Annotated in this window: 11 protein-coding genes; 4 read left to right on the top strand and 7 right to left on the bottom strand. The window is 73.0% G+C overall.

All coding sequences use genetic code 11. The features are described 5' to 3' along the window. Nucleotides 1-20: 20 nt before the first annotated feature. From AB0K17_RS07320 to AB0K17_RS07300, 5 genes are all read right to left on the bottom strand, one after another. Entirely contained in the window at nt 21-929 is a 909-nt protein-coding gene (locus tag AB0K17_RS07320) for a dihydrodipicolinate synthase family protein (RefSeq protein ID WP_365982418.1), read from the bottom strand. Continuing rightward, nucleotides 926-2437, bottom strand: a complete 1512-nt coding sequence (locus tag AB0K17_RS07315; protein ID WP_365982417.1) for an NAD(P)/FAD-dependent oxidoreductase — start codon at nt 2435-2437, stop codon at nt 926-928. Before AB0K17_RS07315 ends, AB0K17_RS07320 begins: the two co-directional genes overlap by 4 nt. Beyond that, entirely contained in the window at nt 2418-2732 is a 315-nt protein-coding gene (locus AB0K17_RS07310) for a (2Fe-2S)-binding protein (protein ID WP_365982416.1), read from the bottom strand. The genes AB0K17_RS07315 and AB0K17_RS07310 overlap by 20 nt, the downstream gene beginning before the upstream one ends. A gap of 77 nt (nt 2733-2809) precedes the next feature. Beyond that, on the bottom strand, nt 2810-3958 hold the full coding sequence (locus AB0K17_RS07305; RefSeq protein ID WP_365982415.1) for an FAD-dependent oxidoreductase: 1149 nt from the start codon (nt 3956-3958) through the stop codon (nt 2810-2812). 73 nt (nt 3959-4031) lie between these two features. After that, on the bottom strand, nt 4032-5408 hold the full coding sequence (locus tag AB0K17_RS07300; RefSeq protein WP_365982414.1) for an aminopeptidase P family protein: 1377 nt from the start codon (nt 5406-5408) through the stop codon (nt 4032-4034). A 201-nt stretch (nt 5409-5609) separates the two neighbouring features. Between AB0K17_RS07300 and AB0K17_RS07295 the strand changes: the two genes are divergently transcribed. The 3 genes from AB0K17_RS07295 (at nt 5610) to rfbB (ending at nt 10116) form a co-directional block, all read left to right on the top strand. After that, entirely contained in the window at nt 5610-7967 is a 2358-nt protein-coding gene (locus AB0K17_RS07295) for a collagenase (protein WP_365982412.1), read from the top strand. Nucleotides 7968-8068: 101 nt separating this feature from the next. After that, complete coding sequence (locus AB0K17_RS07290; RefSeq protein WP_365982411.1) at nt 8069-9136, top strand: glucose-1-phosphate thymidylyltransferase; 1068 nt, start codon at nt 8069-8071, stop codon at nt 9134-9136. Next, nucleotides 9133-10116 carry a dTDP-glucose 4,6-dehydratase gene (gene rfbB, locus AB0K17_RS07285; protein ID WP_365982410.1) on the top strand — a complete coding sequence of 328 codons (984 nt, stop codon included), beginning with the start codon at nt 9133-9135 and terminating at the stop codon, nt 10114-10116. Before AB0K17_RS07290 ends, rfbB begins: the two co-directional genes overlap by 4 nt. Nucleotides 10117-10141: 25 nt before the next feature. Here the strand turns inward: rfbB and AB0K17_RS07280 are convergent, their stop codons facing one another. Beyond that, the gene (locus tag AB0K17_RS07280) at nt 10142-10747 is read right to left on the bottom strand and encodes a response regulator transcription factor (protein ID WP_365982409.1); all 606 of its coding nucleotides are present in this window, start codon (nt 10745-10747) and stop codon (nt 10142-10144) included. A gap of 238 nt (nt 10748-10985) precedes the next feature. Between AB0K17_RS07280 and AB0K17_RS07275 the strand changes: the two genes are divergently transcribed. After that, on the top strand, nt 10986-11972 hold the full coding sequence (locus AB0K17_RS07275) for a WYL domain-containing protein (RefSeq protein ID WP_365982408.1): 987 nt from the start codon (nt 10986-10988) through the stop codon (nt 11970-11972). A gap of 44 nt (nt 11973-12016) precedes the next feature. Here the strand turns inward: AB0K17_RS07275 and rdmE are convergent, their stop codons facing one another. Next, nucleotides 12017-13633 (bottom strand): aklavinone 12-hydroxylase RdmE, encoded by a 1617-nt coding sequence (gene rdmE / locus AB0K17_RS07270; RefSeq protein WP_365982407.1) that lies wholly within the window; start codon nt 13631-13633, stop codon nt 12017-12019. Nucleotides 13634-13794: the final 161 nt, after the last annotated feature.

Raw genomic sequence — 13794 nt, 5'->3', positions numbered from 1 at the left:
GGGAGGCGGAAGCGGGCGGCTCAGTGGTGTCCGTCGGCGATCGCCTTCTCGGTGGCGGCGCGCACCGCGGCCTCGATCTCGCCGGTCAGCGGCAGGCGCGGGTGCCGGGTGGGTCCGCCGCGGCGGCCGGCGAGGTCCATGGACAGCTTGATGGCCTGGACGAACTCGGTCTTGGAGTCCCAGCGCAGCAGCGGGTGCAGCGACCGGTACAGCGGCAGGGCCGTGGTCAGGTCGCCGGCGACGGCGGCGTGGTAGAGGGCGGCGCAGGTGGCGGGGAAGGCGTTGGGGTAGCCGGCGATCCAGCCGACGGCGCCGGCGACGGCGAGTTCGAGCAGGACGTCGTCGGCGCCGATGAGCAGGTCGAGGTCGGGGGCGAGCTCGGCGAGCTCGTAGGCGCGCCGGACGTCGCCGGAGAACTCCTTGACCGCCACGATGTGGCCGTCGGCGTGCAGCCGGGCGAGCAGGGCGGGGGTGAGGTCGACCTTGGTGTCGATGGGGTTGTTGTAGGCGACGACGGGTATGCCGGCGCGGGCGGCCTCGGCGTAGTGGGCGCGCACGGCCTCCTGGTCGGCGCGGTAGGCGTTGGGCGGCAGCAGCAGGACGGAGCCGCAGCCGGCCTCGGCGGCCTGGTCGGCCCAGCGGCGGGCCTCGGCGGCGCCGTAGGACGCGACGCCGGGCATGACGCGGGCGCCGTCGCCGGCCGCCTCGACGGCGGTGCGCACGACGCGGGCGCGCTCGTCGGGGGTGAGGGTCTGGTACTCGCCGAGGGAGCCGTTGGGCACGACGCCGTCGCAGCCGTTGTCGAGCAGCCAGCGCACGTGCTCGGCGTAGGCGTCGTGGTCGACGGACAGGTCGTCGCGCAGCGGCAGTGCGGTGGCGACCATGATGCCGCGCCAGGGGCGCTCGGGGCTCCAGGAGTTGACGGTCATGGTGCGGTGGGCCTTTCTGTGGTCGGCCGTTCGGCCGGTGCGTCGTGATGGGTGGGATCGGCGGGTTCGGTGGGTACGGAGCCGAGGGCTCCGAGGGGTACGGGTACGGCGAGCGGCCTGCGCTCGGCGGACGGTGGCACGGTCCCCTCCGCCGTGCCCTCCGCCGCCAGGCAGGCCACCGCCTGCCCGCACATCCGCCCCTGGCACCAGCCCATGCCGGCGCGGGTGAGGAGCTTGACGGTGCGGGCGTCGTGGGCGCCGAGGTCGCGGGCGGCCTCGCGGACGCGGCCCGCGGTGACCTCCTCGCAGCGGCAGACGTCGGTGTCGTCGGTGAGCCACCGCGTCCAGCCGGTGCCGGGCGCGTGGGCCGTGGCCATGGCCTCGGCGAAGGCGCGCAGCCGGGCGCGGTCGCGGCGCAGCGTGCGCAGCCGGGTGCCGCCGGTGAGCAGCGGGCGGCCGCCGAGGCGGGCGGCGACGGCGAGGCCGGCGAGTTCGCCCTCGGTGCGGGCGAGTTCCCAGCCGCCGATGCCGCCGGGTTCGCCGGCGGCCCACAGGCCGGGCAGGGAGGTGCGCTGGAGGTCGTCGAGGACCAGTGCCGTGGTGCCGTCGGGGGTGCGCCGGGTGGCGCAGCCGAGGGTGGTGGCGAGTTCGACCTGGGGGACGAGCCCGTGCCCGGTGGCCAGGGCGTCGCACGCGATGCGCCGGCCGGTGCCGGGCACGGGCCGCCAGTTGCGGTCGGTGCGGGCGACGGTGACGGCCTCCACGCGGTCGGTGCCGTGCACCTGGGTGACGACGCTGCGGGTGTGCAGCGGTACGCGGTGGCGCAGCAGCGCGGAGCCGTGGATCACCGCTTCGCGGAGCTTGCCGGGGTTGGCGGCCAGGGCGCGCGGGTGGCGGGCGTAGCCGAGGTAGCCGGCGGCCTCGACGACGGCGGGCACGGTGGCGCCGGCGGTGGCGAGCGAGGAGGCGACGGCCAGCAGCAGGGGTCCGCTGCCGGCGACGACGATGCGCCTGCCGGGCAGGACGAGCCCGGACTTGAGCATGGCCTGGACGCCGCCGGCGCCGACGACGCCGGGCAGTGTCCAGCCGGGGAAGGGCAGTTGGCGTTCATACGCGCCGGTGGCGAGCAGGACGGAGCGGGCCCGTAGGGTCACCGGTTCGTCGGCCTCGCCGTCGTCGCCGGTCAGGGCGAGTACGGTCCACCGGTCCTCGGCCTGGCGGGTGAGGGTCCACACGTGGTGGCCGGGCAGGTGTTTCACGCTGCTCGCGGCGAGGCGTTCGCGCAGGGCGGCGTAGGCGGGCCAGTCGTGGTGCAGGGCCTGTGGCCGGGCGGCGCCGAGGGCGGGGGCGGGGTGGCGGAAGTACTGGCCGCCGGTGTGGGCGGCGGAGTCCAGCAGGGCGACGGTCAGGCCTGCTTCGGCGGCGGTGACGGCTCCGGCGAGGCCGGCGGCCCCGGCGCCGACGACGGCGAGGTCGTAGTCGTAGGGGTCAGACGGCGAGGTCGGCACGGCCGTGTCCCTCCTGGGTGGTGACGCTGTCGCCGGGCCGGGCGGGCACGAGGCAGGCGCGGCGGTTGGGGCGGCCGTTGACGGTGGCGAGGCAGTCGAAGCACTGGCCGATGCCGCAGAACGCGCCGCGCGGGCGACCGCCGTCGCGGGTGGTGCGCCAGGCGAGGATGCCGGCGGACCACAGGGCGGCGGCAAGGCTCTGGCCGGGCAGGGCGGTGACCGTACGGCCGTCGAAGGTGATCTCGAAGGGCGGGCCGGGCTCCGCCTCGACCAGTCCGGCGGGGGTACGGGGCACTGCGGGCTCTCCTTTGGGGCGGCGGCGGGGCTTCAGGCAGTGGGTGCTTCAGGCAGTGAGGGCTTCAGGCGGTGGCTTCAGGTGGTCGCGGCGAAACGGCCGGGGTCGAAGGGGCTGATGTCCAGCGGGGGTTCCTTGCCGGCGATCAGGTCGGCGACGATCGCCCCGGTGGCCGGCGCCAGGCCGATGCCGGCGCCCTCGTGGCCGCAGGCGTGCAGCAGTCCGGGCACGTGCGCATCGGCGCCGAGCGCGGGCAGGTGGTCGGGCAGGTAGGGGCGGAAGCCCGCGTAGGTGCGCATGACCCGCACGCCGGCGAGGACGGGGAAGAGGGCGGTGGCGCCGTCGGCGAGGCGGCGCAGCGCCTCGGTCGACAGGGTGCGGTCGAAGCCGACGCGCTCGCGGCTGGCGCCGATGAGGACGGGGCCCGAGGGCGTGCCCTCGACGACGGCGGAGGTCTGCAGGGCGGCGGAGCCGCTGGCGACGTCGGCGACGTAGTCGGCGGCGTAGACCTTGTGCCGCACGACGCGCGGCAGCGGTTCGGTGACGAGGACGAAGCCGCGGCGGGGCATGACGGGCAGGTGGGATCCGGCGAGGCGGGCCAGTTCGCCGCCCCAGGTGCCGGTGGCGTTGACGACGTACGGCGCGTGGGTGTCGCCGGCCGGGGTGCGCACGCCGCGGACCTCGCCGTGGCCGCCGGTCAGGACGGCGGTGACCTGCTCGCCGGTGCGCACCCGGGCGCCGGAGGCGCGCAGCAGGTGGGCGGCGGCGAGGGCGGGCTGCACCTGCGCGTCCTGGGGGTAGTGGAAGCCGCCGGCGAGGCCGGCGGCGAGGTGGGGTTCGAGGTCGTGCAGCCGGTCGGCGGGTATCTCCTCGGCGCTCACCCCGGTGGTGCGCTGTGCGGCGGCGAAGGTGCGCAGGGCGGCCATGCCGTCCTCGTGCGCGGCGACGACGAGGCCGCCCTTGGGCTCGTACTCGGTGCCGGGCGGCAGTGCGTCGGCCAGGTCGCGCCACAGCCGGGTGGAGAGCAGGGCGAGTTCGAGCTCGGGGCCGGGCTCCTTGTCGGAGACCAGGAGGTTGCCCTCGCCGGCGCCCGTGGTCCCGCCGGCGACGGGACCACGGTCGATCACGGTGACGGAAAGGCCGTTGCGGGCGGCGTAGTAGGCGCAGGCGGCGCCGACCACCCCGGCTCCGACGACGATGACGTCAGGTGAGTTGCTCTGGGACACGGCAGTAATATTTCACATTGCACTACTCCTGCCAAGGGTCTGCCGGACCGTACCCGGCCGGGCGGTGATTTTTCTACCGCTCCGTCAGTTCGCCCATCCACGCCTCGATCGCGTCCGGCGTGCGCGGCAGCGCGCCCGACAGCAGCCGGGCACCGTCGGCGGTGATGACGAGGTCGTCCTCGATGCGCACACCGATGCCGCGCAGTTCCGCCGGCAGGGTCTCGTCGTCGGGCTGCAGGTACAGGCCGGGCTCGACGGTGAGCACCTGGCCCTCCTCCAGGACGCCGTCCAGGTAGGTCTCCGCCCGGGCGCGGGCGCAGTCGTGGACGTCGAGGCCGAGCATGTGGCCGCTGCTGCACAGGGTGTAGCGGCGGTGGAGGTCGCCCTCCGCGCTCTTGAGCACGCCCCACTCGGCGAGGCCCTCGGCGATGACGCGCATGCCGGCCCGGTGGAAGTCGCGGAAGCTCGCGCCGGGCTTCAGGGCGGCGATGCCCGCCTCCTGGGCGGCGAGGACGAGTTCGTAGACCTGGCGCTGGACGGGGCTGAAGCGCCCGGACAGCGGCAGGGTGCGGGTGATGTCGGCGGTGTAGAGGGTGTCGGTCTCCACGCCCGCGTCCAGCAGCAGCAGGTCGTCGGGGTTCAGGCGGCCGTCGTTGCGGATCCAGTGCAGGACGCACGCGTGCGCCCCGGCGGCGGCGATCGTCTCGTATCCGGTGCCGTTGCCCTCGGCGCGGGCGCGCAGGGCGAAGACGCCCTCGATCCACCGCTCGCCGCGCGGGTGGGCCAGGGCGCGCGGCAGGGCCCGTACGACGTCCTCGAAGCCGGCGGTGGTGTGGTCGACGGCCAGTTGGAGCTGCTCGACCTCCCAGGCGTCCTTGACCAGGCGCAGTTCGCTCAGGGCGGCGGCGAGTTCGGCGTCGGTGGCCGCGTCGCGGCCCTGCGGCAGCCGGTCCTGCGCGTCGAGGTGTACGCAGCGGATGCCCGTCATGCGCTCGGCCTCGGCGAGGTCGGGGCGGCGGCCCACCCAGAACTCGCCGTAGCGGCGGTCGCGGTAGAACTCCGCGGACCCGGCGCCGCGCGGGGAGCGCGGGCGTATGTGGAGCACGGCCTCGTGCCCGTGCGGCCCGTCGGGCTCCAGCACCAGCACATGGCCGGCCTGCTCCTCCCCGGTGAGGCCGGTCAGCCAGGCGTACGCGCTGTGCGGGCGGAAGCGGTAGTCGCAGTCGTTGGACCGCACCTTGAGCTCGCCCGCGGGGACGATCAGCCGCTCGCCGGGGAAGCGGGCGGAGAGCTTCGCCCGGCGGGCCGCGGTGAGACCGGCCACCGGCAGCCGGATGTCGCCCGGGAGCGGTGTGGCCGCCCAGCCGCCCGCCATGAACTTCTCCAACTCGGGGCCGACGGGCAGATCGTGACTGACCGTACGGGGGGCATTGGTCGACGGTCGGCTCATGAGGGGCTCCTCCGGGGTGGAATGTCTGAATATTCGTCAACTTGTCATAGCGCTGAAGTGAACGGAAATGATCTGAGGGCTTGTCAGTGCCATTTCACATTACTACGTTACGTGTCACACGGCGCCGCCTCGAACCCCCCACGGACCCGACGCGCTCGCGCCGTTCCACCTCCCACGCACACCTCCCACCAGGAGTCATCGGTGTCCCACCTCTCCACCCTGCGCAGAACCGTTCGCAGACCCCTGCTCACCGCGGCCATCGCCGTGACGCTGTGCGCCACCGCCGGCCAGACCAGCTGGGCGGCCCCCTCCCCCGCCGCATCCCCGGCGCCCGCGGCCGCCGCCACCAAGGCCGCACCCAACCCGTTCGACGAGGTCAAGCGCCTCGCCAATGCGCCGCGCCCGGCGATCGAGACGCCCACCGCCCCCCGCGGCCTGACCAAGGCCGCCATCCCCGGCCCCGCCACGGACAAGGCCAAGCAGGGCACATCCAAGGGCGTGGCGGCGGCGCCGCGCATCACCGTGCGCGGCGTCACCGTGGCCTGCACGGTCGACGGCATCGCCGGCCTCACGCCGGAACAGTTCGCGGACTTCCTCATGGACCCGGCCGTCACCGCCGACGGCTGTCTGCGCAACGTCCTGTGGACGTGGGACTCGCGGATGACCCGCGTCTTCTCCCGGGAGAACGTACGGGCCGTCGCCCTGCGCGCCGAGCGCTACGGCTACTGGCACGACGGGAAGAACACCGACCACCTGCTGGAGATGTTCACCTATCTCCACGCCGCGGCCTACCACGACTTCTCGCACGACGAGATAGACCTCTCCGACGCCACGACCGTGGAGGCCGTGCGCCGCGCCGTCTACTACTTCGGCATCGGGCAGCACACCTTCGACGCCACGGCCACCAACGGCACGACCCTGCGCGAGGCCCTCTACGCCGCCAGCACCCCCGAGCTGCGCCAGCACCAGCTGCCGCTGATGAAGCGGATCCTCGGCATGCTGGACGCCTCGCACCAGCAGACCGCCAAGGACCCGGCCTGGGGCAACGCCGCCCTCGGTGCGCTGTCCGTGGGCTACCTGGGCGTCAACAACGGCGACCCCGGTTTCGTCGCGGCCGCGACCGCCGACCCCGGCTACCGCTCCGCGCTCAAGGCGTTCGCCGGCTACGGCCACCTCAAGGGCTCGCCCAACGACTGGGTGGCGCGCGACGCGGTCAACGAGTACGGCCGGCTCAGCCAGATCGACGGGCTCAAGAGCGAGATCGGCTCCTCGCTCGGCGGCGTGCTCGACACCGTGGTGCGCACCTTCGGCCAGGGCAGCGAGGCCTGGGGCAAGGTCGTCACCTGGCTCAACGAACTGGGCCAGTGCAAGCAGTACGGCGTGTGCAAGACCGACATCGAGCGCCGGCTCTTCCCGTACACGTACACGTACGACAACGGCGGCATCAAGGTCCGCACCGCGCTCCCCCGGGAGACGGTGGACCGGCTGTACTACGCGAGCAAGCAGGTCAAGGCGCAGTACCACCGAGTGCTCGGCACCGACCAGCCGCTGGCGGGCGACACCAACTCCACGCTGAACATCGTGCTGTACGCCTCCCGCCAGGACTACGAGATCTACCACCCGCTGCTGACGGGCATGGACACCAAGAACGGCGGCATCTACATCGAGAACGGCGCGACGTTCTACACCTACGAGCGCCGCGTGCCGCAGGACTCCACGCTCACGCTGGAGGAGCTCTTCCGCCACGAGTACACGCACTACCTCAACGGCCGCTGGGCGGTGCCCGGCAGCTTCGGCGAGGGCCCGTGGTACCAGGGTGACCGGACGACGGCGATGGACGAGGGCACCGCCGAGTTCTTCGCCGGCTCCACGCGCGACGACGGCGTCAAGGTCCGCAAGTCGCTGGTGCAGGGCATCATCAACGACACGGCGAACGGCGGGCCGCGCATGAGCGTCGACCAGCTGCTGCACGCCGAGTACGAGCGCGACGGCTTCCGCTTCTACAACTACGCGGGCACCTTCTTCGAGTTCCTGTGGAACGAGCGGCCCTCGCAGCTGCGGGAGATGTACGGCTACCTGCGGGCGAACGACGTCGCGGGCTTCGACTCCTGGCGCAGCCGCATGGGCCGCGACTGGTACGTGCAGCGGGACTACAACGCGTTCCTGGACAAGCAGATCGGCCAGGTCAAGGACCTGTACGTGCCGGCCACCGCCTTCACTCCGGTGAGCCGGCTGCAGGACGCCTCGGCCTCCCAGGTCCGCTCGTCCTTCACGGCCGCCACGGGCCAGGCGCCCGAGGACTGCCGCGCCGCCGGCTCCCCCGACCGCCCCCGGTTCGTGTGCACCGGCAAGGTCACCGCGAACCTGAGCAGTCCGGGCAACGCCGATGCGGTCTTCAAGGACATGTCCGAGACGGTCGACTACTTCATCCTCGACCGCACCAAGGCCCGCAGCAACAACTTCGCCGACATGAACTGCTCCTTCGGCAAGGTCGAGCAGTGGTCCGGCCGCGCCGCGGGCACGGCGGACTACGTCTGCGAGGGCCCGCTGCGCGGCTGACGCCGCACGAGAACGCGGCAAGAGGTCACGGCACAAGGAGCCCGACCGGGCGAGATTCGTTCACCAGTCGGTCTCCAGCGTGCCCGCCTAGGCTCCCGGACATGAAGGCTCTCGTCCTGTCCGGGGGCTCCGGCACCCGTCTGCGACCCATCACCCACACCTCTCCCAAGCAACTGGTCCCGGTGGCCAACAAGCCGGTCCTCTACTACGTCCTCGAGGACATCGCCCGCGCCGGCATCACCGACGTGGGCATCGTGGTGGGGGAAACCGCCTACGAGATCCAGCAAGCGGTCGGCGACGGGGGCAAGTTCGGCCTCGACGTCACCTACCTGCCGCAGGAGGCCCCGCTGGGCCTGGCCCACGCGGTGCTGATCGCGCGGGACTACCTCGGCGACGACGACTTCGTGATGTACCTGGGCGACAACTTCGTCCTGGGCGGCATCTCCGGCCTCGTCGAGGAGTTCCGCGCCCGGCGGCCCGACGCGCACCTGCTGCTCACCCGGGTTGCCGATCCGCGCGGCTTCGGCGTCGCCGAGATCGGCCCGGACGGGCGGATCACGGGACTGGAGGAGAAGCCGCAGCAGCCCAGGAGCGACATGGCGCTGGTCGGCATCTACCTCTTCACCCCGGTCGTGCACGAGGCCGTCCGCGCGGTGACCCCCTCGTGGCGCGGCGAGCTGGAGATCACGCACGCCATCCAGTGGCTCATCGACCACCCGTACGACGTGCGGTTCTCCACGATCTCCGGATACTGGAAGGACACCGGCAACCCCCAGGACATGCTGGAGGTCAATCGCTCGGTGCTCGAGGGCCTGGAGCCGCGCGTCGAGGGCGAGGTGGACGACGCGAGCGAGATCGTCGGCCGGGTGCGCATCGACGCCGGCGCCCGGGTGCGCGGCTCGCGGATCGTCGGACCCGCCGTCATCGGCTCCGGCACCGTGATCACCGGCTCGTACGTGGGCCCGTACACCTCCATCGCGGAGAACTGCCGCATCGAGGCCAGCGAGATCGAGTTCTCCATCGTGCTGCGCGACTCCCGCCTGAGCTGGATCCGGCGCGTGCAGCGCTCGCTGATCGGCCGCAACGTGCGGGTCACCCCGGCGCCCCGGGTCCCGGCCGGCACCTGCCTCATCCTCGGCGACGACAGCAAGGTGGAGATCCCGCTATGACCTCCCTCCTGGTGACGGGCGGCGCCGGATTCATCGGCTCCCACTACGTGCGTACACTCCTGGGCCCGCACGGCGACCCCCGCGTGCGGATCACGGTGCTCGACAGCCTCACCTACGCCGGCAACCCCGCCAACCTCGCACCGGTGGCCGGCAGCGACCGCTACGCCTTCGTCCACGGCGACATCTGCGATGCCGCCCTGGCCGGTGAGCTCGTCGCCGCGCACGACCAGGTCGTGCACTTCGCCGCGGAGTCGCACGTGGACCGCTCGATCGCCGGCGCGGCGGATTTCGTGCGCACCAACGTGCTGGGCACCCAGACCCTGCTGGACGCCGCCCTGCGCAGCGGCACGGCGCCCTTCGTGCACGTCTCGACCGACGAGGTGTACGGGTCGGTCGACGCGGGGTCCTGGGACGAGGACGAGCCGCTGCGGCCCAGCTCCCCGTACGCGGCCAGCAAGGCCGCCGCCGACCTGATCGCGCTCGCCCACCACCGCACGCACGGGCTGGACGTGCGCATCACCCGCGGCTCCAACACCTACGGGCCGTACCAGTTCCCCGAGAAGGTGATCCCGCTGTTCGTCACCACGCTGCTGGACGGCGGCAGGGTGCCGCTGTACGGCGACGGCGGCAACGTGCGCACCTGGCTGCACGTGGACGACCACGTGCGGGCGATCGAGGCGGTGCGCACCGGGGGCCGGCCGGGCCGGGTCTACAACGTCGGCGGCGGCACCGAGCTGTCCAACAAGGAGCTGACCGCCCTGCTGCTGGACGCCCTCGGGGCCGACTGGGACGCCGTGGAGTTCGTCCCCGACCGCAAGGGGCACGACCGCCGGTACTCCGTCGACGACCGCAGGATCGCCGCGGAGCTCGGCTGGCGGCCGCGCCGGGCCTTCGCCGACGGGCTCGCGGAGACGGTGCGGTGGTACGCGCAGAATCGTTCCTGGTGGCAGCCGCTCCAGCAGCGCCGGCAGCTGTCCTGATCACGTCCTCATCAGATCCGTCTCATCAGATCCATCCGGAGCTGCTCGCGATGCGCACGGCGTCCAGCCGGTTGCGGGCGTCCATCTTGCGCACGATGGTGGTCAGGTAGTTGCGCACCGTGCCGGCGGATAAGGAGAGCTTGTGGGCGATCTCGCTGATTCCGTCGCCGGCGGCGGCCAGTTGCAGGATCTCCATCTCCCTCTCGGTGAGCGGGTAGGCGGTGTTGCCCCACGCGGCCAGCGTCATGTCGGTGTCGAAGACCCGCTGCCCGGTGTGCACGCGCCGCACCGCGTCGCCCAGGCTGTGCGGCGGGGACTTCTTCAGTACCAGCCCGCCCAGGCCGGCCGCCAGTGACTGGCGGACGGTGGCCAGGCGCGCGAACCGGGCCATGAGCAGGGTGCGGCAGTCCGGGAGGTACTCCTGGATCTCCACCGCCGCGTTCAGGCTTTCGCGTTCGTGCGCGTCCACGTCGATGAGCGCCACGTCGGGGCTGTATTCGAGAACCGTCGGAATCAATTCGCTGCCGGTCGCCGTCGATCCGACGACTTTGATGTCCGGTTCCCGATCCAGCAGCAGCACGAGCCCGGCGCGGACCATGTCGAGGTGTTCGGCGATGACGACTCTGATCACTGTGCGTTCCCCCACGGGGCCGGAGAGTCGTCGGTCGGTGTGCTCGTCATGCGCTCCCCCGTTGCCTTGTCAACAATCGGCATTGCAATGATCGAGACTTCTTTTCCTTTTTTCTTTTTCCCCGACTATAAGATGCATCGGCCACCTAGGGCTACGTCCGTTTGCGGACCGGGCGACTGTCGGCCGCCGGCCTCAATGCGGCCGTGAACTGGCCGCGATTCATGGCAGTCTGGGCCTCATGGCCGAGACCCCCTCGCGCATGCTCCGTCTGCTGTCGCTGTTGCAGAACAGCCGCGACTGGCCGGGCCGGAAGCTGGCGGAACGCCTCGACGTCAGCCCGCGCACGCTGCGCCGCGACATCGAGCGGCTGCGCGAGCTGGGATACCCGGTGCACGCCGTCCCGGGCGTGGGCGGCGGCTACCGCCTGGAGGCGGGCGCCGACCTGCCGCCGCTGCTGCTGGACGACGACGAGGCCGTGGCCATCGCGGTGGGCCTGCGCACCGCGGCCGGCGGCTCGGTGGCCGGCATCGAGGAGACGTCGGTGCGCGCCCTGGCCAAGCTCGAGCAGGTGCTGCCCAAGCGGCTGCGCAGCCGGGTGAACGCTCTGCAGACCTACACCGTTCCCATGTTCGGGGCCGGGCCTATGGCCGATCCCGGGCACCTGGCCGTGGTCGCGCAGGCCTGCCGCGACCGGCAGCGGCTGCGGTTCTCCTACAGCAAGCGCGACGGGGACCGCAGCAGCCGGCTGACCGAGCCGTACCGCCTGGTCCACGTCAGCCGCAAGTGGTACCTGCTGGCATGGGACATGGAGCGGGAGGACTGGCGCACCTTCCGCGTCGACCGGATGGACACGCCGCTGATCACCGGGGTGCGCTTCCGGCCACGGGAGCTGCCCGCCGAGGACGCGGCGGCCTATGTGGCCCGTTCCATCACCTCCTCCCTCGCCCGCTACCGCGCCCTGGTCACCTTCCATGCGCCGCTCGAGGTCGTCGCCGAGCGGGTGCGCCCGCGCGACGGCGTGCTGACGGCGCTGGACGAGCACTCCTGCCGGCTGCTCACGGCCGCCGACTCGCTGCAGTGGCTGGCCCTGACCATCGGCCTGTTCGACGTCGAGTTCGAGGTCCATGAACCGCCGGAGCTCATCGCCTACGTCCGCGGGCTGTCCGAGCGGCTCGGCCGCTCCGTGGCGGCCCACCCGGCGGCCGAGGCACCCGTGCCGGACTGACGGGCCGTGGCCGGCCGGGAGCCCACCGGGCCGACCGGCCGTGGTCACCGGAACAGCACCCGGGTGAGGACGGCCTGCAGCGCGTCGGCCGCATCGGGGCCGGGCGGGTGCGGGGTGCGCCAGGCGACGACGCCGTCCGGGCGCACGAGGCTCGCACCGGCCGGCCCGATCCCGTACGCGCTGGACAACTCCCCGTCCTCCACGGACAGTTCGCGGCCGGCGGTCAGGGCCTGCAGCGCGATGCCCGTACCGGCGGCGGCCGCGCGGCCTGCCCGCGCCCAGCCGGCACCGCGGGGACCGGTGAGCAGCACCCAGCCGTCGCCGAAGAGGTGCACCGTGGACAGCGCGGCGCCGTCCCGTTCGATGCGGACGTGCGGCGCGCGGAAGCCGGGTCGGCCGGTGGGGTGCAGCGGGTCCTCGACCGGGGCCGGGTCGTCGTCCTCGGCGGCGACGGCCCCGGAACGGTAGCGGAAGCCCATGAGCACCTCGGCGGTGCCGCGTCCCTCGGGCACCGTGCCGAGGAGCTCGGGTGCCATGCGCCGGGCGTAGATGCTCAGCGACTCGTCGATCACCAGCCGGGCCACCTGGGCGCGTTCCTGCCCGTAGCTGTCCAGGAGTCCCTCACCCGCCTCGCCGCCGAGCACGGCGGCGAGTTTCCAGGCCGCGTCGAAGGCGTCGCCGACGGCCGTGTTGCCGCCCATCCCGCCGGTGGGCGGGGTGACCCGGGCGGCGTCGCCGACCAGCAGCACCCGGCCCTCGCGCCAGCGTTCGGCGGTCCAGGCGGCCATGTCCCAGGACTGCACGTCCAGCAGGTGCGGCCGCAGCCCGGGCGAGCCGACGGCCAGCCGGATCAGTTCCGTGCACCGCTCGGGCGTGAAGTCCCGCGGCGACTCGCCCCGGTCCGGGTCGTACTGGACGTAGAAGGTGTGCCGGTCCTCGCGGTCGGTGGGACCGAAGGTGCCGGTGAACTCCGGGTGCCGCAGGTAGTACCAGCCGGTGGAGCCGGGCGGCAGGACGGCGGACAGGTCGGCCTCGAAGATGACGCCGATGAAACGGGCCAGGGTGCCCAGCCCCTGCCGCGGGATGCCGAGCTTCTCGCGCACCAGGCTGCGCGGCCCGTCGGCGGCCACCAGGTAGCGGGCCCGTACGGTGTGCTCGGCGCCGGTCTGCGTCTCGCGCAGCCAGGCGGTCACGCCGTCGCGGTCCTGGGCGAAGTCGGTCAGTTCGGTGCCGAAACGCACGCTCGCGCCGTGCCGGCGGGCCTGCGCGAGCAGGATCGGCTCGAGGCGGTCCTGGGCGGCCAGCGCCCAGGGCATGGGGGTGCAGCTCTCGGTGGCGGCGACCAGTTCCTCGAAGCTCTCGGCGAAGGTGTGCAGGACGCGGCCGCCAACGGTCTCGGCGACCTTGATGGCGAAGTCGCCGCGTGCGCCGCGGATGTCGGCCGCGGCCATGACCTCGTCGGCGACGCCACCGATGCGCAGCAGTTCCATGGTGCGCGGGTTCTGCCCGGCCGCCTTGGGATGGACGGAGGTGGAGCGGTGCCGCTCCACCACGAGCGCGGGCACCCCGCGCCGGGCCAGGAACATCGCGGTCGACAGCCCGCCGAGGCCGCCGCCGGTCACCAGCACCGGATGCTCGGGCAGTTCCCGGGGGTCGCTCATGGGCACCTCCTGTGACGTTCGGCCGGTGCCCCTCAGCCTCCGGGGCCCTGCTGGAGCAGGCGCCGAGAACCGCTGGAATCGGTCCGCCCGCCGCCGCAATCGCGGCCATGAAGTGTCCTCAATGGGGTCTACGGTAGCGATCCGATCCGACGGAAACCCCT

Source organism: Streptomyces sp. NPDC049585 (assembly GCF_040675615.1).
GTDB classification, from domain to species: Bacteria; Actinomycetota; Actinomycetes; order Streptomycetales; family Streptomycetaceae; genus Streptomyces; species Streptomyces luteosporeus.
This window is presented reverse-complemented; position numbering and strand designations above follow the sequence as displayed.